We start from the raw sequence: 19500 nt of genomic DNA on the forward strand, positions 1-19500 counted from the left end.
TCCAAAGGAAAGCCCATGAGCCTGATCGTCCACCATCTGAACAACAGCCGTTCGCAGCGCATCCTGTGGTTGCTCGAAGAAATCGGCGCGGCCTATGAGGTCAAATATTACGACCGCGATCCGGTCACCAATCTCGCGCCGCCCGAACTGCTCGCGGTGCATCCGCTCGGCAAGTCGCCGCTGATCGAGGAGTCGGGCGATTCCGCCTCCGGCGGAAGGGGGCGCGTCATCATCGAATCGGGCGCGATCACCGAATATCTGTGCGAGCGGCACGGGGGCGCGCATCTGGTTCCCGAACGCGGCAGCGACGATCATATCAGCCATCTCGAATGGCTGCATTTCGCCGAAGGCTCCGCGATGACGCCGATCCTGCTGCGCATCTACACCGCACGGCTCGGCGAGGCGGCTGCCCCGCTGGAACCGCGGATCGCGCAGCAACTCGACGCGCATTTCGCCTATATGGAAAGCCGCGTCGGCGAGAATGGCCATTTTATCGGCGACGAACTCTCGGCCGCCGACATCATGCTGAGCTTCCCTGCGGAAATCGCGATCATGCAGGGTATGGCGCCGCGCTATCCGAAGCTCGCGGCCTTCGTTAACGCCTGTCATGTCCGCCCCGCGTGGCAGCGCGCGCGCGAAAAGGGCGGCGCCTATTATGGCTATTGATTTCGGGGGCCGCGCGTTCCTCGCCGGGGCGGCTTTGGTTGTCGGAATTCCGGCCGCCTTCGCCGCGCCGCCGACGCTCGCGCCCGAGGTCGAGCGCGACGTCGTCGCCCCCGAAGGCGCTGCGTTCCAGCCCTCGCCGGGGGATGAGGAGGGCGCGTTCGATCGGTTTGCCCAATATACGCTCGCGCTCGAAAGGCGCGATTTCGCGGCGGCCTATGCGATGCTGCGGCTGTCGTTCCAGGCATCGAACCCGCGGCTCGAATGGGAAATGAATCAGCGCAAGCGGGAAACCCTGTGGGCCGACGGACAAATCCGCCCGCTGCGCCTCAGCTGGTATCTCGATCCCGCGGGACAGCCGGCGGGACTCTATGCCGCCTTCGATTTCCGCGGCGACCGCAAGGACGGGACGATGGATTGCGGCTATGTCGTCGTTCATCGCGCGCAGCCGGACGCCGGCTGGACCGTGGTGCGCACCGACACGTCCGAAGTGCCGCCCGACCTGATCGAGGAGGGGGTGCCGAAGGCCGATGTGCTGCATCAGCTGCCCTGCTATCTGGGCAAGGGAATCGCCACCGCGCTCTGACGGATTGCGCCGATCGCGACGATCGACACTAATCACCTTGTCGCATCGCCGCAAAATGCCTAATTCGCGCGCATGATATCGACCAACGACATTCGCCGCTCCTTCCTCGACTATTTCGGGGGAACGGGACACCATATCGAGCCATCGGCGCCGCTGGTGCCGTATAACGATCCGACGCTGATGTTCGTCAACGCGGGGATGGTGCCGTTCAAGAATGTCTTCACGGGTCTGGAGAAGCGCCCCTACAGCACCGCGGTGTCGGCGCAGAAGTGCGTGCGCGCGGGCGGCAAGCATAATGATCTCGACAATGTCGGCTATACCGCGCGCCACCATACTTTCTTTGAAATGCTGGGGAATTTCTCCTTCGGCGACTATTTCAAGGAGCAGGCGATCCACCATGCGTGGACGCTGATCACCAAGACGTGGGGGCTGGCGCCCGAGAGACTGACCGCCACCGTCTTTCACACCGACGACGAGGCGTTCGACCTGTGGAAAAAGATCGCGGGCCTGCCCGAAGAGCGGATCATCCGCATCGCGACGAGCGACAATTTCTGGTCGATGGGCGACACGGGGCCGTGCGGGCCGTGCAGCGAAATCTTCTATGATCATGGCGACCATATCCGGGGCGGTCCGCCGGGATCGCCGGAGGAGGATGGCGACCGCTTCGTCGAAATCTGGAATTTGGTGTTCATGCAATATGAGCAGCAACCGGGCGGCGAGCGAACCGACCTGCCGCGACCGAGCATCGACACCGGCATGGGGTTGGAACGCGTCGCGGCGGTGATGCAGGGCGTCCACGACAATTATGATACCGATACGTTCCAGGCGCTGATCGCGGCGTCGGTCGACCTGACCGGCGTGCCGGCCGAGGGCGCGACGCAGGCCAGCCACCGCGTGATCGCCGATCATCTGCGTGCATCGAGCTTCCTCGTCGCCGACGGCGTGCTGCCGTCGAACGAGGGGCGCGGCTATGTGCTGCGCCGGATCATGCGCCGCGCGATGCGGCATGCGCATCTGCTGGGGGCGAAGGACCCGCTGATGCACCGGCTGCTGCCGTCGCTGACCGCCGAGATGGGCGCCGCCTATCCCGAGCTGATCCGCGCGCAGCCGCTGATCGCCGAGACGCTGGAGCGTGAGGAGACCAAATTCCGCCAGACGCTGCAGAATGGTCTGCGTCTGCTCGACGAAGCGACCGTTGGCTTGGGCAAGGGAGACACGTTGCCGGGCGAGGTCGCGTTCAAGCTCTATGACACATACGGCTTTCCCTATGATTTGACCGAAGATGCGCTGCGCACCGCCGATATTTCGGTCGAACGCGCGGGCTTCGACGCGGCGATGGCGCAGCAGAAGGCGGCGGCGCGCGCGGCATGGAAGGGCAGCGGCGAAAAGGCTTCGGACGAAATCTGGTTCGACCTTGCCGAAACCAACGGCAGCACCGAGTTCACCGGCTATAGCTCGACCGCGGGCGAAGCGACCGTCATCGGGCTGGTCAAGGACGGCAAGCCGGTGGGCGAAGCCAAGGCGGGCGACGCGGTGATCGTGCTGACCAACCAGACGCCTTTCTATGGCGAAAGCGGCGGTCAGATGGGCGACGCGGGGACGATCGCGACGCTGGAAGGCGCGAAAGCCACCGTCAGCGACACCGGCAAGCCGCTCGGCCGCCTGCACACGCATCAGGCGAAGCTGGAGGCGGGGGCGCTGAAGGTGGGCGACACGGTGCAGCTCAGCGTCGACGCCGAACGCCGCGACCGCATTCGCGCCAATCACAGCGCGACGCACCTGCTCCACGCGGCGCTGCGCAATCGGCTCGGCGGACATGTGACGCAGAAGGGCAGCCTCGTTGCCGAGGATCGCTTCCGTTTCGACTTCTCGCATCCCAAGGCGCTGACCGGCGAGGAGATCGCGCAGGTCGAGGCGGATGTGAACGCGCAGATTCGCGGCAACGAAGCCGTGTCGACGCGGCTGATGACGCCCGACGATGCCGTCGCGGCGGGTGCGCTGGCGCTGTTCGGTGAGAAATATGGCGACGAAGTGCGCGTGCTCAGCATGGGGCAGGGCGACGATCATCATTATTCGGTCGAGCTTTGCGGCGGGACGCATGTTCGCGCGCTCGGCGACATCGCGCTGTTCAAGATCGTCGGCGAAAGCGCGGTTTCTTCGGGCGTGCGCCGGATCGAGGCGCTGACCGGCGAGGCGGCGCGCCAGTGGCTGAACGGCCGCGACGAAGCGTTGAAGGCCGCGGCGGCGGCGCTCAAGACCTCGCCCGACGATGTACCGGCGCGCGTTGCGGCGCTTGCCGAACAGCTCAAGAAGGCCGAGCGCGAGCTGGCCGATGCGAAGAAGGCCCTTGCGATGGGCGGCGGTGGCGGTGCCGCGGCGGGGCCGGCGGTCGAGCAGGTCGGCGATGTGGCGTTCCTGGCGCAGGTGGTCGACGGGCTCGACCCCAAGGAATTGCGCGGGACGGTCGACGGGCTGAAGAAGCAGGTCGGCAGCGGCGTCGCGATGCTCGTCGCGGTCAACGACGGGCGCGCGTCGGTCGCGGTCGGCGTCACCGACGACAAGACCGGCAGCCACAGCGCGGTCGATCTGGTCAAGGCCGCGGTCGCGGCGCTCGGCGGGCAGGGCGGGGGCGGGCGGCCCGACATGGCGCAGGGCGGCGGCCCCGATGGCGGCGCGGCGAACGATGCCGTCGCGGCGGTCAAAGCCGCGCTCGCCTGAAGCTGGTAGTTTGAAACCCACTAAAAAGACGCGGCGCACCGATCATGCCGAACGGCTGATCGCGGCGCCGCTGGTCGACGTGTTCGCGGCCTTCACGAGCGCCGCGAAGCTCGCGCGATGGTTGCCGCCCGAGGGGGCGACGGGGACGTTCGAGCATGTCGACCTGCGCGCGGGCGGCGGCTTTTTGATGCGGCTGACCTTTGACGACCCCGATGTCGAGACCAAGAGCGACGACGATAGCGATGTCGTCGAAGTCTATATTCCGACACTCGATGACGGGCGGCTGGTGGTGTGGCAGGTCGAATTCGAGTCCGACGACCCGCGCTTTTCGGGGACGATGGCGATGCACTGGTATCTGTCGCGGCAGGGCGGCGGCACGCTGGTCACGATCGACGCGCATCACGTGCCGCCGGGGATTTCGGCGAAGGACCATGAGGCGGGGTTGAATAGCTCGCTGGCGAATCTGGCGGCGGTGGTGGAAGGCTGAAGCCAAACCGGAAAAAGGCCGTTCGCATCGAGCGAAGTCGAGATGCCCATCGCCGTGGCATTACTCCGAGGGGTGTCTCGACTTCGCTCGGCACGAACGGAATTGCTGGTGGATTTCAGCCCTCCACCCCCTTCGCCTTCCCCCATGCCCTTGCGGCGGTATATCCCAGATAGCCCGTCCCGAAGAGCGCGTAGAGCGGTTCGGGGATGCCCGCGAGATAGGCGTTCATGCCCTCGGCGATGCCTTTCGCCATCTCGGGCCGCGCGGCGGCGATCAGGCCCATCGGGATCGCCCAGAGCAAGAGCGCATACATGACATAGAGGAAGCTGGGGCGTGCGCGGCTGGTCCACGGGTCGGCGCTGTTCGCCTCGGCGACGATCGCGCCCATCCGCGTGCGGATCGCTTCCATCTCCTGACTGCCTTCGAGTTTCAGCAGTTCGAGCTTGGCGCGGTCGCGCGCTTCGGGGTCGGGAATGATCTTGTCGATCAGCTTGGCGATGGGGCCGATCAGGCCTTCGATGATGCTCATAGTTGCAAGTCCTTTTGCTGGAAGTTGTCAAAGTTCACGATACGTCCCGGTATAATGATACCCGTCAGGCTTCGCCGATGCGGTTCGCGAGCCAGCCGTAGAGGAAGGCTTCCTGGCTCGGGCGGCGTTCGGCGAGCGCGACGTAGCGTTCCCCCTGCAGCGCCTCCATCGCGCGGAGGAGGACGGTTTCGCCGCCTTTGCCGCGGGCTTTAAGAAAGCCGTCGAGCGCCGACAGCGTGCGCGGGCCGATCTCGCGGTCGACCGCGATGTCGGGATAGTCGCGCGCGGCGCGGTTGAGCGCATTGAGCGCGCGCTGGAGAAAGCCAACCGCGGTGCCGGTGCCCATATTGACTCCGGTGTCGAAGAGTTCGGCGGCGATTTTGGAAGCCCGCAGCGCGACCCGGTCGAAACCGGGGCGCAGCCAATAAAGGCGGCGATAGATCGACGCGGCGTCGGCGCGCGGCAGATCGCGCATCGCGCCCGCATAACCCTCTGCCCGCGCGACGGCTTCGGTGATTCCCCAGCAGGTCGCGCCGCCGCGATCGGCGGGGTGGTTTACATATCGGCCTTCGCGGTCGATGACGGCGTCGATCAACGCGTCGGCGTCGCTGGCGATCGGGTCGGGTCTTGGCATGATTCGCTCCTGTGGTTTGTTGAACGGGAAGAACGAACCATATTGGGATATTGTAGGAAAGGCTTTTCTCCATGCGGGCATTGCAGGTGCGCGAATTGCTCCCCGGTCATGGCGGGGCGGGGCTGGCCGATCTGCCGATTCCCGCCCCCGGACCCGGCGAAGTCCGCGTGCGGGTGCGCGCGGCGGGGGTGAATTTTCCCGACCTTTTGATGACGTCGGGCGGCTATCAGTTGAAACCCGAACTCCCTTTCGTCTCGGGGCTGGAATTCGCCGGCGAGGTCGATGCGGTGGGCAAGGGGGTGGCCGACTGGAACGCGGGCGACGCGGTCGTCGGCGGCAATCGCTTTGGCGCGATGGCCGAATATGCGGTCGTTCCCGCCGGCGCTTTGCGTGCGAAACCCGGCGGTTTGAGCTGGGAGGAGGCCGCCGCCTATCCGGTCGCCTATCTGACCGCCTATGTCGCGCTCGTCCGCTGTGCGCGGATCGAGCCGGGCGAGTGGCTGCTCGTTCACGGTGCGGCGGGGGGCGTCGGGCTGGCGACGGTCGATCTCGCGAAAGCGCTGGGGGCAAGGGTGATCGCGGCGGCGAGCAGCGCCGAAAAGCGCGAGGCGATCGCGCGGCTCTATGCGCCCGATGCGGTGATTGCGGCGGAGCCGGGCTTTCGTGACGGAGTAAAGGCGCTGACGGAGGGCAAGGGCGCCGCTGTGATCTTCGATCCGGTCGGCGGCGATGTCTTCGACGAATCGACGCGCTGCATCGCTTTCGGGGGACGCCTGCTTGTCGTCGGCTTTGCCTCGGGCCGCATTCCCGAGGTGTCGGTGAACATGCCGCTGATCAAGGGCTTCTCGGTCGTTGGGGTGCGCGCGGGCGAATATGGGCGGCGCTTTCCCGAGCGCGGCGCCGAAAATGTCGCGGCGATCGACGCGCTGGCGAACGAAGGGAAGATCCGGCCGCACGTCCATGCCGCGCTCGACCTTGCCGACTGGCGCGAAGGCTTTGCGATGCTCGAGCGGCGCGAGGCGGTGGGGAAGGTCGTGCTGCGGCCGTGACGCCTTGTCCGATGAGATAATTTTGCGACATCGTGCCGTCATGTCCGCGCCGGGGTGCCCGGCGAATTCGCCATGTGAAGAGGATATGACGTGAAGAGAGCCATTTTGATTGTCGCCTCGCTCGGCCTGGTGCTGCCGGCGCTCGCCGCCGCACAGCCGCCGCAGGGCGGCGGACGGATGTTCGAGCGGATGGACGCCAATGGCGACGGCAAGCTCGACAAGGCCGAGATCACCAGGATGATGGAGATGCGGGCCGAACGGCGCGGCGATGCCTCGCTGAAGAGCCCGGAAAAGATCGACGCCTTCATCAAGCGCGCCGATGCCAATGGCGATGGCGCGGTCGACAAGGCCGAAATGCAAGCCACCCGCAAGAAGGGCGCCGCGCCGCCGTCGGGGGGCGAAGGCGAGGGCGAGCCCTAAAACAGATCCCAGAGCGGGTTGGCGGGGTCGGCGAGCAGCTTTGCGGTCAGCGCAAAGGACATGACGACGAGCAACGGCCGCACCCCGCGACCGCCGAACCGGATCGCGAGCCGCGCGCCGAGCTGATTGCCCGCCACGTTAGCCGCGGCCATCGACAGGCCGAGCAGCCACAGGACATGGCCGCCGACGATCATCGCGAGCAGCCCCGCGATATTGGTCGCGAGGTTGAGGAATTTTGTGTTGCCGATCGCGCGGACCAGCCCGAGCCCGCCGAGCGCGACGAGCGTCAGCGTCAGGAACGACCCGGTGCCGGGACCGAAGAAGCCGTCGTAGAAGCCGAGCGCGGCGACGATGAGGGTGAGCCCAAGCGGACCGGCGCGGGCGTGGCGATCGACGCTGCTCATCGGCGGTGCGAGCAGGAAATAGAGTCCCATCGCGATCAGGAGGATGGGCACGAAGGCGGCGAGAAAGTCCGAGCCGACATATTGGACCGCCGTCGCGCCGAGCACCGAGCCGGCGAAGGCGCCCGCCGCGGGCCAGGCGAAGCGGCGGAGGTCGACATGCCCGGCGCGCCAGAAGGTCAGAAAGGCCGATCCGGTGCCGATCGTGCTTTGCAGCTTGTTCGTCGCGAGCGCCGAAACGGGCGGCACGCCCGCGGCCATCAGCGCCGGAATAGTGAGAAGGCCGCCGCCGCCCGCCATCGCGTCGATCGTCCCCGCGACAAAGGCGACGGCGATCAGGAAGGCGAAGATTTCGGGTGCGAATTCCATGCGGGCGCTCGTAGTGTGCCGCATCGCAATGCTCAAGCGGCGGCGATCCGGATTGCTTGATAGAGGAAGGTCGCGCCAGCGCCGGTGGCGAATCCATGCCGTCAGCAAGCTGTCGATGTGTCCGGTAAAATTGGTCGGGACGAGAGGATTCGAACCTCCGACCCCCACACCCCCAGTGTGATGCGCTACCAGGCTGCGCTACGTCCCGACCGGCCCGATTGGGCAGGCGAGGCCCCTAGCGCGCCTTGGCGGGGGATGCAAGCAGCGATGGCGGCTTTTCGGTCCGATCGATGCCGCGGGCTTGATCTTGCCGCCATGGACCCCATTTCGGGCGCGCTTGCCACGGGGGAGGGGCGCGCACGACCGGTTGCGCGCACGACCCCTGCATGATAGGCGCCGCGCCATATTCGCGCGCTCGCTCCGGAGGGGATCGGGCGCTGCCTGTAACGAAAGTTCTTCAACCATGTCGACGCAATTGCTTCTGACCCAGGCGGCCGGATCGGGCGGCGGGGCCGCCGGTTTCCTGATGCTGGTCCCCTATCTGCTGATCTTCGCGGTGTTCTGGTTCTTCCTGATCCGCCCGCAGCAGGTGCGCGCGAAGGAACATCGCGCCAAGGTTGCGGCGGTGAAGCCGCGCGATCAGGTGGTGACCGGCGGCGGCATCGTCGGCAAGATCACGCGCGTCGACGATGATTTCGTCGATGTCGAAATCGCACAGGGCGTCAAGATCAAGGTCGTCAAATCGACCCTCGCCGACGTTCTGCAGCCCGGTGGCAAGCCCGCCAACGACTGACGCGGCGGGGCCGGCTCTCCCTCGGCCTCCGCTCTTGCTATCGGATTTCTAGACCATGCTCGATTTCCCGCGCTGGAAGACCATCGGCATCAGCATCATCCTGCTGCTCGGCATTCTCTTTTCCATTCCCAGCTTCTTGCCCGAAAAAACGCGGGACAGCTTGCCGTCGATCCTGCAGGCGAAGGTCAATCTGGGCCTCGACCTCGCCGGTGGCAGCCACCTCTTGCTCGAGGCCGACATTGCCGATCTGCGCAAGACGCAGCTCACCAATATGGAAAAGACGGTGCGCACCGCGATGCGCGGCGACAGCGGCCCCGACGACGACATCGCGATCGGCGAGCTGTCGAACACTGGCGGCAAGATCAGCTTCCTCGTCCGCGACCAGGCGCAGCTCGACGAAGCGCGCGAGCGGCTGTTCAGCGAGACGCAGGGCGCCGGGCTGACCGGGCAGCGCGACTGGAACATCGATGTCGTCGACATGACGCGCATCGTGCTGACGCCGACCAACGCGGGGCAGGCGCAGGCGGTGGCGAACGCGATGGATACCGCGCGCGACATCATCGACAAGCGCGTCAACGAACTCGGCACGCGCGAGCCGACGATCATCCGCGAGGGCAATGACCGCGTCGTCGTGCAGGTCCCGGGGCTTGAGAATCCGGCGGAACTGAAAGCGCTGATCGGCAAGACCGCGCGCCTCGAATTCCGGATGGTCGACACCAATGCCGACCCGGCCGAAGCCGCGGCCGGCCGCGTGCCGGTGGGCAGCGAAATCGTCCCCTATGCCGAGGGCGAAGGCAGCGGCGCACCGTTCGAAGTGCTGCGCCGCCAGGTGATGATCAGCGGCGAACAGCTGATCAACGCGCAGCAAAGCTATGACCCGCAGAGCAATCAGCCGGTCGTCTCGATCCGCTTTGATTCGGGCGGATCGAGCACCTTTGCCAAGGTGACCGCGCAGAATGTCGGCAAAAGATTCGCGATGGTGCTCGATGGCAAGGTGCTGTCGGCGCCGTCGATCAACGAACCGATTTTGGGCGGCAGCGCGCAGATTTCGGGCAGCTTCAGCGTCGCGAGCGCCAATGCGCTGGCGATCTCGCTGCGCTCGGGCGCGCTGCCGGTGAAGATGACCGTCGTCGAGGAACGGACGGTGACCCCCGAACTCGGCGCCGATTCGATCCGCAAGGGCGCGATCGCGGGCATCGTCGCCACGGTTTCGGTGCTCGTGCTGATGCTCGTCGTTTATGGCCGGTTCGGGGTCTATGCCTGTATCGGCCTCATCTTCAACGTCTTCCTGATCATCGCGATCATGGCGGCGTTCAACGCGACGCTGACCCTGCCGGGTATCGCGGGTTTCGTGCTGACGATCGGCGCGGCGGTCGATGCGAACGTTCTGATCAACGAGCGAATACGCGAAGAGCTTCAACGCGGGCGAAAGACGTTCCAGGCGATCGAACTGGGTTATTCCGAGGCGAGCCGCGCGATTTTCGACGCGAACGTGACCAACGTCATCGCGGCGTCGCTGATGTTCTGGTTCGGCTCGGGCCCGATCAAGGGCTTTGCCGTGGTGCTGACCATCGGCATCGTGACCAGCGTCTTCACCGCCGTCACCGTCACGCGCATGTTCGTCGCCCATTGGCTGCGGACCAAGCGTCCGACGTCGATTAATATTTAAGAAGGGAGCGAAACCATGCGCTTGCTGAAACTCGTCCCCGACAACACCAATATCGACTTTCTGCGCTGGCGAAAGCTCGCCTCGTTCATGAGCTTTTTCCTCGTGGCGGTGTCGATTGCGCTGGTCGCGGTGAAGGGATTGAACCTCGGCGTCGATTTCGTCGGCGGCCAGTCGGTCCGCGTCGAATTCACGCAGACCATGCCGCCGATCGACGAAATCCGCGAAAAGGTCGGCGACATCGGTCTGGGCGAAGCGACGATCCAGCAGTTCGGATCGGACAAGGCGGTTTCGATCCGCACCGCGCTGCCCGATGGCGACAAGGCGGCGGCCGAACGCGCGGGGCAGCAGCTCGTGGCGGGCATCAATGCGGCGTTTCCGACCGCGAAGACGGGCTCGGTCGAAACCGTCTCGGGCAAGGTGTCCGAGGAGCTGTTACGAACCGGCGCCATCAGCCTGGGTCTCGCGATCCTCGGCATTTCCATTTATATCTGGATACGCTTCGAATGGCAGTTCGGCGTCGGTGCGCTCGGCCGCCTGTTCCATGAGGTTTCGCTGACCTTCGGCCTGTTCGCCGTGACGCAGATGCAGTTCGACCTCAACAGCGTCGCGGCCCTGCTGACGATCGTCGGCTATTCGCTCAACGATACGATCGTCGTGTACGACCGTATTCGCGAGAATCTGAAAAAATATCGCAAGATGGACATCGTTCCGCTGCTCAATCTCAGCATCAACGAGACGCTGTCGCGCACGGTGATGACGACCGTGGCGATGGTGCTGGCGCTCGGCATGCTGCTGATCCTCGGCCCCGACGTGATTTTCGGCTTTACCGCGGCGATGCTGTTCGGCGTGTTCATCGGCGGCTATTCGTCCGTGCTGATGTCGACGCCGGTTCTGGTATGGTTGAAGGTCGGCCCGGACAGTTTCGTGCCGCGCACGACGTCGGGCATGGAAGGCGGCGAACGGATCGAACGCAAGGACGACGGCGCGGTCGTGTGAGGGCCTTCAATTTGTGAACATAGGCGCCGGTCCGCTTCTTCAGCGGGCCGGCGTTGCCGTATCTAGCGCCCGGCGCAGCGGCGGAGATGATCGGCGAGTTCGCGGCCGTTGCGATCCCAGTCGAAGCGGCCGCCGAGGCTGGCGGCGACGTCGGCGGGAGCGGGCGGGGCGGCGAGGATCGCCCGCACCGCCTCGGCGATTGCCGGGGGCGTACGCTCCACGATACGCCCGGCGAGCGGCGAAGTCACGAGCTCGGCCGCGCCGCCGGCGTCGCTGATGACGATCGGGGTGCCGCAAGCGAGCGCCTCGACCCACGCATTGGCGAGGCCTTCGCTGACCGACGGCATGACGACGGCGTCGGTGGCGCGATAAAGCTCTGGCAGCTCGGCGTTGGCGACGGGGCCGAGGAAATGGACGCGCTGCTCGACGCCGTGCGCGCGGGCGAGGGCGCGGTAACGGGCTTCTTCGTCTCCGGCGCCGGCGAGCCAGTAATGGACGCCGGGCAGCGCGGGCAGGGCGGCGATCACCAGCGCCTGTCCCTTGCGCGCGATGAGCGCGCCAACGGTGAGGATCGCGGGGACATCGTCCATGCCGAGCGCCGCGCGCGCCGCGGCGCGGTCACCGGGGTGGAAGCGCGCTTTGTCGATGCCGGTGTAATGGACGGCGATCCTGGCGGGGTCGATGCCGATGGCCGCCATATCGCCGCGCATCGCTTCGGACACGGCGAGCAGGCCGGCGGCCTTCGCGCCGGCTTCGATCACTTGCGATTCTGTCGCGGGATCGTGGCCGAAATGGCTGATGTCGGCGCCGCGCGCCTTGGCCGAAAAAGGGAGGCCGAGCGCATCGGCGACGCGCATCGCGGCGGGGGCGTCGGGATAGAAGAATTGGGCGTCGACGACATCGAATGGGCGGTCTTGCACGGCGGCGAGGACCGCGCGCGCGACCTGCGCGGGGTTGAAGCGCGCGCCGTAGCGCGGGATCAGGGTGAAACGCGGGCGCAGGACGGTGAGGCCGTTCCATGGCTCAGCCCCCGGCAGATCGCGGAGCGCGCGGTAGCGCCGGTCAAGCGACAGCGGAAAGGGCGGCAGACCGACCGGCGCGGCGATCGTGAGTTCGATCCCGGGTTCCGAGGCGAGCGCGCGCAGGCTTTTCTCGACGAACAGGCCGAAGTTCGGCCGCGCGGCGTCGGGGAAGAGCGTCGCGATGCTGAGAACGCGGAGCGGGTTCATTCCGATCAACCCCGGGCGTCATTGCGAGCGAAGCGAAGCGATCCAGAGTCGGCGTCGACTGCCCTGGATTGCTTCGCTCCGCTCGCAATGACGAACCCCATTATGCGGATCATGGGTTTAGAGCGACCGGAGCAAACGCACCGCGACCGCGGCCCATGGCGGGTTGCTGACGACTTGCTGGCGCTGGCCGGTGCCGAGCGGGAGGAGGTGGAGCTTCTCGCCATCGACGTTGAGCAGCCGCGCGAAGAAGAAGCGGCCGGCGGGACGCGGGACGAGCAGGTCGCGATTGAGCGCGCAGGCCCAGTCGCCCTCGATCCGGCGGCACCAGATTTCATCGCCGGCGCGATAGTCGCCGATCGACGAGGTGACGCGCACCGCGACCATATCCTCGCCCGGACGCGCGGTCAGCGCCTGCTCGACGCGCGTCGGCGCGGTCGCGCCGTCGGCGGAGAGAAGGGCGGTGATGGTAAGCTGCGTGTCCTGCGGCAGTTGGACAAGTTCGGCGGCGTCGACGCCGAGCGCCGCGGCGATGCGGTTCATCCAGCCGAGCGACAGCGTGCGCGTCCCGGTTTCGAGGCGGCCGATCGTCTGCGCCGTCGTCGGCGGGACACAGCGCCCGCCGACCTCCTCGAGCGTCAGGCCCTTGGCGCGGCGGACGGAGCGAATGCTGTTGATCATGGTGGCGGCCCTTTTGGATAACCAAATCGGTTTCCTCTTTCCTACAAAATAATCCAGTGTCAAGCCCGGCGTTCAGCAAAGGAGAATCGCATGACCGCACGCCGCCTCGAAACCCGCCTCCATCCCGACGACCGGATCGATCCGGGCAAGGCGGGGCCGCAGGTCATGCGGCACGTGACGGTCAACGCCGGCGAAAGTCCGATTGCATGGCTGGCGTCGCGCGGGTTGCTGACGGCGGCGCAATTGGGCGCGGGAGAAAGGTTACGCTGCGATTATGAGCGCGCGGGTCTGTCGGCGCGCGTGACGATGCGCTGGGACGCGGCACCGCCGGGCAAAAGCCGCGGCGGCGCGCGCGCGTCCGATGCGTCGCTGGCGCGGATCGATGCGCATCGCCGCTTTCACGCAGCGCTCGATGCGGCGGGGCCGGGGCTCGCCGACATCTGCTGGCGCGTGATTTGCGCGGGCGAGGGGATCGGCGGCGCGGAAAAAGCGCTGGGCTGGCCGGCGCGGTCGGGCAAACTGGTGCTCGGGCTGGCGCTGGACCGGTTGGCGCGGTTCTATGGGACGGGGTGATGGTGACGGCCGGAAGCGAATAATCGCGGACGTTGGCAAATGTGTTCCAGCCCCTTCTCTGAAGAGGAGGGGGTAGGCAATGACAGCTCCCCACCCCAATGCCAGCCAAATTCACCCCTCCGGACGCGTCCAGATCCAGCTTCCCGTCACGACCGCCGCAATCACCGGCAGCATCACCCACGGCCAGGGCGAAAAGATCGCGGCCAGCACGATGCTGAGCGCGAACGCCGCGGTCGCGGCGATCTTGCCCTTGCGGCTGATCGCGCCCTTTTCGCGCCACGCGACGATATGATGCCCGAAATGCGGGTGGGTGAGCAGCCAGGCCTCGAGCCGCGGCGACGATCGCGCGAAGCAGAAGGCGGCAAGGATGACGAACGGCACCGTCGGCAGCAGCGGCAGGAAAGCGCCGATCGCACCAAGGCCCAGCGAAGCCCAGCCCGCGACCAGATAGAAATGCCGTTTCATGCGGGTGCTGGCTTAGCGGATTTGAGTCGCCCCGCCACCTGTATCGTCGCCCCCGCGCAGGCGGGGGCAGCTAGCGGCCGTGCTCAGCGGCGCTGCGTAAACCTCCAGCGGCGCCCCCGCCTGCGCGGGGGCGACGGCGTTTACCCCCGCCCGATCAGCTTCTGCGCCATCCGGTCGGCCACCACCGACGCCGGCGTGCCGCTCGCCTTGCTCTCGGCCCAGATTTCGGCGAGGCGGCCGGGGATCTGGTGGATGCGGCTTTCGACTTCCTCGCGGTTGCCCTGTCCCAGATATTCGAGCGCGACGTTGATGATGCCGCCCGCGTTGATCACATAATCGGGCGCAAAGACGATCCCGCGGTCGTGGACGCGCTGGCCGTCGAGCGCGGTCGCGAGCTGGTTGTTCGCGCCGCCCGCGACGATCGGCACGCGCAGCTTTTCGATGCTTTGTTCGGTCAGGATCGCGCCCAGCGCATTGGGGCTCAGCACGTCGGCCTCGATCTCCATGATCGCCGCCGAATCGGCGAGCTCGGCGCCGAGTTCCTCGGCCAGCGCCTTCGCGCGCGCCAGGTTGACGTCGGCGAGCGTGAGCTTCGCGCCTTCGGCCGCGAGCCGCCGCGCGACGCCGCCGCCGACGCTGCCGACACCCTGGATCGCGATCCGCACATCCTTGGCGCTGTCGGTTTTCAGCCCTTCGCGAATCGCCGCCTTGATGCCCAGATAGACGCCGAGCGCGGTGAACGGCCCCGGATCACCGCCGGCATCGGCGCCGCTCGCCACCGGCAAGCCGCTGACATGCTTCGTCTTCTTGGCGATCTCGACCATGTCGGCGTCGGTGATCCCGACGTCCTCGGCGGTCACATAAGCGCCGCCGAGCGAATCGACCGCACGGCCGAACGCCGCGAGCAGTTCGGGGGTCTTTGCCGCTCCCTCGTCGGCGAGGATCACGCCCTTGCCGCCGCCCATCGGCAGGCCGGCCATGGCATTTTTATAGCTCATGCCGCGCGACAGGCGCAGCGCGTCGGTGATCGCCGCCGCGCGCTGCGGATAATGCCAGTAGCGCACCCCGCCCGCGCCGGGGCCGAGGTGCGTCGAATGCACTGCGATGACGGCCGTCAGTCCGCTCGCGCGATCGCGGAACATGTGGACATGCTCATGGTCGTCGAAATCGGCGAAATCCCAGACAGCGGACATTGCAGTTTCCTCACGTTAAAAAATTACGTGAAGGCGTAATAATCAACCAGCCGAACCGAGTCACCCCAAAAGCGTCTATTCGCCAGAATAGGAAAAATGGGGCGACCAACGGGGCTCGAACCCGCGACCTCCGGTACCACAAACCGGCGCTCTAACCAACTGAGCTATGGTCGCCACACGTCGGGCGAAACCGCCTGCGACAGCGCGCGGCGATAGGCGCGACCTCCCCCTTCGTCAAGCATTGTTCGCTTGGACAGACCCCACTAAAAGCGCGCCATGGCTGGCAACGAACATGTCGACATGAGCGCCTCGGGCGCCGACCGCACCGCCGAGCGGCTCGCCGCCGTTCCCGGCATCCGCCGCGCGCCGACACCGAAGCTCGAACAGTTCATGCTGCCCGGCTTTCTCGATGGAGAAACTTGCGCCGCACTGATCGCGCAGATCGACCGCGACGTGCGCCCGTCGACCATCGCCGATCCGAATGGCGACGAGGCGTTTCGGACCAGCACGACCTGTGACCTCGACCACCGCGACCCGCTGGTGATCGCCGTGAACGACCGGCTCCACGGCCTCACCGGCATCCCGCGCGAATATGGCGAACCCATGCAGGGCCAACGCTATGACGTCGGGCAGGAGTTCAAGGCGCACACCGACTATTTCGATCCGCACGGCGCCGACTGGGAGACCTATTGCGCGGTGCCGGGTCAGCGCAGCTGGACCTTGATGATCTATCTCAACGAGCCGGGGGCGGGCGGCGCGACGCGCTTCCTCGCCACCGGCAAGATGCACCAGCCCGAGGTCGGCAAGCTGCTCGCGTGGAACAATGTGCGGGCCGACGGCACCGCCAACCCCGACACGCTCCACCACGGGATGAAGGTGCGCCAGGGGCGCAAATATATCATCACCAAATGGTTCCGCGAGCGGCCGTGGCCTTGGGCGGAGGGGGAGCTGGGGTAGTTCGCCAAAAAACCCGTTCGCATCGAGCGAAGTGGAGATGCCCATCGGGCTCGGCGCTATGTCGATGGGTGTCTCGACTTTCGGCAAAGCCGGAAGTTTATCCTGAGCGCCTGCAAGGCAGTCGAAGGGCTCGACACGAACGGAAATAGGGGTCGATTTGCACCGACCCCTCGTTAAAATTACCGCACCAGCCGATACTGAAAGTTCAGCGTCAGCGTGTTCGCGACCTGCCCCGGCTCGACCGGCGTCGCCTTCGCCTCGGCCGCCATCAGGCCGCGCGCATAGGGCATCGGCGGCTGCGGGCCGCCGCCAAAGCCGCCTTCGCTGATCGACACCAGTTCGACCCCGCGAAAGCCCGCAAGCTTCGCATAATCCTGCGCTTTCGCCTCGGCCGATTTGATCGCCGCGCCGCGCGCGCCGACGAGCTGGGCGTCGGCGTCCTTCATGCCGAACCACGGCCCGTCGATATTGGTGCCGCCGGCCGCGACCAGCGCGTCGAGCAGCGGCCCGATGTCGTCGATCTTGTCCGTCGTCGCGCGCACGCTGTTCGACACCTGATAGCCCAGGAAGCGCGGCGGCTGGCCGTCGGTGCGGTTGCTGTAATCATATTGCGGCGACAGGTTGATGCCGCTCGTCTGGATATCCTCGGCCTTGATCCCGCGCGCCTTGGCGGCGGCGATCAGCTTGTCCATCGCCGCGGCATTGGCGCGCATCGCCTCGACCGCGGTCGGCGCGGTCGTCGTGACGCCGGCGCCGACGGTCGCCTGGTCGGGGCGCGAGCGCACTTCCTCGCTGACGCTGAAGGTCAATATCGGACCCTGGGTCGTTGCTGCGGTCACCGTCGATCCTCCTTGCTGCGCGACGGCGGGCACTGCCGCCATCAGGGCCAGTCCGGATGTCATAGCGGCGAGCATTTGCTTCGTCATTTCATTCTCCTGCGAACCGGGCTTCCGGCTCCTTGTTATCTCTGCCCCGTAACGCAGACGGAGCAGACCCGTTCCGCCCTTTGCGCGGACGGCGCTTGCATCAGGCTGAACGTCTCGGTAGCGCGCCGTTCATCATGGCAGCACCGATCTTATCTTATGAAGGCCTCGGCCTTGTGCAGGGCAGCGGCTGGCTGTTCCAGGATCTCGACATCTATGTCGGGACACGCGACCGCCTCGCGCTGATCGGGCGCAATGGCGCGGGCAAGACGACCCTGCTCAAGCTGCTCGCCGGCCAGATCGATGCCGACAAGGGCAAGCGGGTGATCGTGCCCGGCACGCATGTCGTGATGCTCGAACAGGAGCCCGACTTTCGCCCCTTCGCGACGCTGATGGATTTCGCCGTCGCGGCGCCCGACGCGCCTGAGGAATTCGAAGTCGCGGCGATTGCCGACCAGCTCGGCATCGACATGCGCCGCACCGCCGCCAGCGCCTCGGGCGGCGAGCGCCGCCGTGCCGCGCTGGCACGGGCATTGGCGCAGAATCCCGACGTGCTGCTCCTCGACGAGCCGACCAACCATCTCGACCTCGCCGCGATCGACTGGCTCGAGAGCTGGCTCGCGCGCTACACCGGCGCCTTCGTCGCGATCAGCCACGACCGCACCTTCCTGACACGGCTGACGCGCCAGACCCTCTGGCTCGACCGCGGCAGCATCCGCCGCAAGGAAATCGGCTTCGGCGGCTTCGAGGAATGGAGCGATGCGGTTGCCGCCGAGGAAGCGCGCGCGGCGCAGCGCCTCGATTCGAAACTGCGGCTCGAGGCGCATTGGCTCGAACGCGGGGTCACCGCGCGCCGCAAGCGCAACCAGGGCCGGCTCGAGAAATTGAAGGAAATGCGCGCCACCCGCGCCGCGATGATCGGCGGTCCAGGCGTCGCCAAGCTTGGCCTCGCCAATGACGATGTTCGCTCGAAATCGGTGATCGTCGCCGAGGGTGTGTCGAAAAGCTTCGGCGACCGCACGATCATCAAGGGGCTGGATTTCCGCGTCCAGCGCGGCGACCGCATCGGCATCGTCGGCGCCAACGGTGCGGGCAAGTCGACCTTGCTCAAGCTGCTGACCGGCGAAATCCAGCCTGACGAGGGCAAGATCATTCTCGCCCCGACGCTCGACGGCATCGTTATCGACCAGCAGCGCAGCCTGATGTCGCCCGACAAAACCGTCCGCGACATCCTCGCCGACGGCGGCGACTGGGTCGAGGTGCGCGGTGTGAAGAAGCATATCCAGGGTTATTTGAAGGAATTCCTGTTCGACCCCGGAGTCATGGAGGCTAGCGTCGGCGCGCTGTCGGGCGGCGAACGCTCGCGCCTCTTGCTCGCGCGCGAATTCGCCCGCGAATCGAACCTGCTCGTGCTCGACGAGCCGACCAACGACCTCGACCTCGAAACGCTCGACCTGTTGCAGGAAGTCATCGCCGACTATGCCGGGACCGTGCTGCTCGTCAGCCACGACCGCGATTTCCTCGACCGTACGGTGACGGTGACGCTCGGCCTCGACGGATCGGGCAAGGTCGACATCGTCGCGGGCGGCTATGCCGACTGGGAAGCGAAGCGCGTCAAACCCAACGCCGTCAAAGCCAAGGCATCGGGCGCCGCTCCGCCGCCCCCGCCGACCGCGCGCAAGAAGCTCAGCTACAAGGACCAGCGCGATTACGACATGCTGCCGGGCCGGATCGAAGAGATCGAAAAGGAAATGGCGGGGATCGAAAGCGACCTGTCTGACGGCGGCCTGTTCACGCGCGACCATGCGCGATTTACGGCATTGACGGGAAAGCTCGATAAACTGCGCGAGGAAAAGGCGGGGGCGGAAGACCGCTGGCTGGCCTTGGCCGAAGAGGTCGAAACGCTCCGATAAACGGCCGCCGCCAGAACTTGTCGTGTCGGCTTTGGGGTAGGGCGCGGACGTTGCACCTAGCTTCGTCATCCCGGACTTGATCCGGGATCCATAGCCGCGCCGTCGTCGTGGATCCCGGATCAAGTCCGGGATGACGATGAAGGTAATGGCAGCTCTCGGCGGTGGGTTCAACGGATCGCCGCAACACTTCATTCTTTGAGGAGGAGTGTGAGGATGAAGCAGCGTCAGCGGATTTATTACTCGGCGGCACAACGA

General features: G+C 66.3%; 20 protein-coding genes and 2 tRNA genes. 12 read left to right on the top strand and 10 right to left on the bottom strand.

Annotated features, from left to right (window positions below; translation table 11 throughout):
• Positions 1–15: 15 nt before the first annotated feature.
• From GGR90_RS18965 to GGR90_RS18980, 4 genes are all read left to right on the top strand, one after another.
• Positions 16–666 (top strand): glutathione S-transferase family protein, encoded by a 651-nt coding sequence (locus tag GGR90_RS18965; protein ID WP_167922979.1) that lies wholly within the window; start codon positions 16–18, stop codon positions 664–666.
• The gene (locus GGR90_RS18970) at positions 656–1249 is read left to right on the top strand and encodes a hypothetical protein (RefSeq protein WP_167922980.1); all 594 of its coding nucleotides are present in this window, start codon (positions 656–658) and stop codon (positions 1247–1249) included. Before GGR90_RS18965 ends, GGR90_RS18970 begins: the two co-directional genes overlap by 11 nt.
• Before the next feature lie 72 nt (positions 1250–1321).
• Entirely contained in the window at positions 1322–3967 is a 2646-nt protein-coding gene (alaS, locus tag GGR90_RS18975; RefSeq protein ID WP_167922981.1) for an alanine--tRNA ligase, read from the top strand.
• 10 nt (positions 3968–3977) lie between these two features.
• Positions 3978–4454, top strand: a complete 477-nt coding sequence (locus GGR90_RS18980; protein ID WP_209023888.1) for an SRPBCC family protein — start codon at positions 3978–3980, stop codon at positions 4452–4454.
• Positions 4455–4569: 115 nt separating this feature from the next.
• On the opposite strand, the gene GGR90_RS18985 is transcribed toward GGR90_RS18980, so the two are convergent.
• Entirely contained in the window at positions 4570–4983 is a 414-nt protein-coding gene (locus GGR90_RS18985) for a holin family protein (RefSeq protein ID WP_167922982.1), read from the bottom strand.
• Between the two features lie 64 nt (positions 4984–5047).
• A complete protein-coding gene (locus GGR90_RS18990) occupies positions 5048–5617 on the bottom strand; it encodes a glycoside hydrolase family 108 protein (protein ID WP_167922983.1) in 570 nt (189 codons plus the stop codon).
• Positions 5618–5688: 71 nt separating this feature from the next.
• Between GGR90_RS18990 and GGR90_RS18995 the strand changes: the two genes are divergently transcribed.
• Positions 5689–6666, top strand: a complete 978-nt coding sequence (locus GGR90_RS18995; RefSeq protein ID WP_167922984.1) for an NADPH:quinone oxidoreductase family protein — start codon at positions 5689–5691, stop codon at positions 6664–6666.
• Between the two features lie 90 nt (positions 6667–6756).
• Positions 6757–7086, top strand: coding sequence for an EF-hand domain-containing protein (locus tag GGR90_RS19000; RefSeq protein ID WP_167922985.1), 330 nt, complete (start codon positions 6757–6759; stop codon positions 7084–7086).
• Here the strand turns inward: GGR90_RS19000 and GGR90_RS19005 are convergent.
• Together GGR90_RS19005 and GGR90_RS19010 are read right to left on the bottom strand one after the other, a co-directional pair.
• Entirely contained in the window at positions 7083–7856 is a 774-nt protein-coding gene (locus GGR90_RS19005) for a TSUP family transporter (protein WP_167922986.1), read from the bottom strand. The two genes, GGR90_RS19000 and GGR90_RS19005, sit on opposite strands and share 4 nt — an antisense overlap.
• Positions 7857–7987: 131 nt before the next feature.
• Positions 7988–8064: transfer RNA gene (locus GGR90_RS19010), tRNA-Pro, on the bottom strand.
• A 255-nt stretch (positions 8065–8319) separates the two neighbouring features.
• On the opposite strand from GGR90_RS19010, the gene yajC reads away from it, so the two are divergent.
• The 3 genes from yajC to secF are packed head-to-tail and all read left to right on the top strand — an operon-like array spanning position 8320 to position 11314.
• Positions 8320–8649, top strand: a complete 330-nt coding sequence (yajC, locus tag GGR90_RS19015; RefSeq protein ID WP_052182143.1) for a preprotein translocase subunit YajC — start codon at positions 8320–8322, stop codon at positions 8647–8649.
• A gap of 55 nt (positions 8650–8704) precedes the next feature.
• Entirely contained in the window at positions 8705–10318 is a 1614-nt protein-coding gene (gene secD, locus GGR90_RS19020) for a protein translocase subunit SecD (protein ID WP_167922987.1), read from the top strand.
• 15 nt (positions 10319–10333) lie between these two features.
• Positions 10334–11314 carry a protein translocase subunit SecF gene (gene secF / locus GGR90_RS19025; RefSeq protein WP_167922988.1) on the top strand — a complete coding sequence of 327 codons (981 nt, stop codon included), beginning with the start codon at positions 10334–10336 and terminating at the stop codon, positions 11312–11314.
• 62 nt (positions 11315–11376) lie between these two features.
• Here secF and GGR90_RS19030 read toward each other — a convergent pair whose 3' ends face one another.
• The gene (locus tag GGR90_RS19030; RefSeq protein WP_167922989.1) at positions 11377–12543 is read right to left on the bottom strand and encodes a glycosyltransferase; all 1167 of its coding nucleotides are present in this window, start codon (positions 12541–12543) and stop codon (positions 11377–11379) included.
• 117 nt (positions 12544–12660) lie between these two features.
• Complete coding sequence (locus GGR90_RS19035; protein ID WP_167922990.1) at positions 12661–13221, bottom strand: helix-turn-helix domain-containing protein; 561 nt, start codon at positions 13219–13221, stop codon at positions 12661–12663.
• 90 nt (positions 13222–13311) lie between these two features.
• Between GGR90_RS19035 and GGR90_RS19040 the strand changes: the two genes are divergently transcribed.
• On the top strand, positions 13312–13794 hold the full coding sequence (locus GGR90_RS19040) for a DUF6456 domain-containing protein (protein WP_381448627.1): 483 nt from the start codon (positions 13312–13314) through the stop codon (positions 13792–13794).
• Between the two features lie 111 nt (positions 13795–13905).
• Here the strand turns inward: GGR90_RS19040 and GGR90_RS19045 are convergent, their stop codons facing one another.
• From GGR90_RS19045 to GGR90_RS19055, 3 genes are all read right to left on the bottom strand, one after another.
• Positions 13906–14259: a YbaN family protein gene (locus GGR90_RS19045; protein WP_167922991.1), complete on the bottom strand. Its 354-nt coding sequence runs from the start codon at positions 14257–14259 to the stop codon at positions 13906–13908.
• 140 nt (positions 14260–14399) lie between these two features.
• Entirely contained in the window at positions 14400–15452 is a 1053-nt protein-coding gene (locus GGR90_RS19050) for a Glu/Leu/Phe/Val family dehydrogenase (protein ID WP_167922992.1), read from the bottom strand.
• A 97-nt stretch (positions 15453–15549) separates the two neighbouring features.
• Positions 15550–15626, bottom strand: a tRNA-His gene (locus GGR90_RS19055).
• Between the two features lie 102 nt (positions 15627–15728).
• Between GGR90_RS19055 and GGR90_RS19060 the strand changes: the two genes are divergently transcribed.
• Complete coding sequence (locus GGR90_RS19060) at positions 15729–16409, top strand: prolyl hydroxylase family protein (protein ID WP_245198837.1); 681 nt, start codon at positions 15729–15731, stop codon at positions 16407–16409.
• Between the two features lie 179 nt (positions 16410–16588).
• On the opposite strand, the gene GGR90_RS19065 is transcribed toward GGR90_RS19060, so the two are convergent.
• On the bottom strand, positions 16589–17335 hold the full coding sequence (locus GGR90_RS19065) for an SIMPL domain-containing protein (protein ID WP_245198838.1): 747 nt from the start codon (positions 17333–17335) through the stop codon (positions 16589–16591).
• A 134-nt stretch (positions 17336–17469) separates the two neighbouring features.
• Here GGR90_RS19065 and GGR90_RS19070 point away from each other — a divergent pair, with 134 nt between their 5' ends.
• Positions 17470–19245 (top strand): ABC-F family ATP-binding cassette domain-containing protein, encoded by a 1776-nt coding sequence (locus tag GGR90_RS19070; RefSeq protein ID WP_167922993.1) that lies wholly within the window; start codon positions 17470–17472, stop codon positions 19243–19245.
• The last annotated feature ends 255 nt before the right edge of the window (positions 19246–19500 follow it).

Origin of the sequence: Sphingopyxis italica, from assembly GCF_011926545.1 — a bacterium.
Classification (GTDB): Bacteria; Pseudomonadota; Alphaproteobacteria; order Sphingomonadales; family Sphingomonadaceae; genus Sphingopyxis; species Sphingopyxis italica.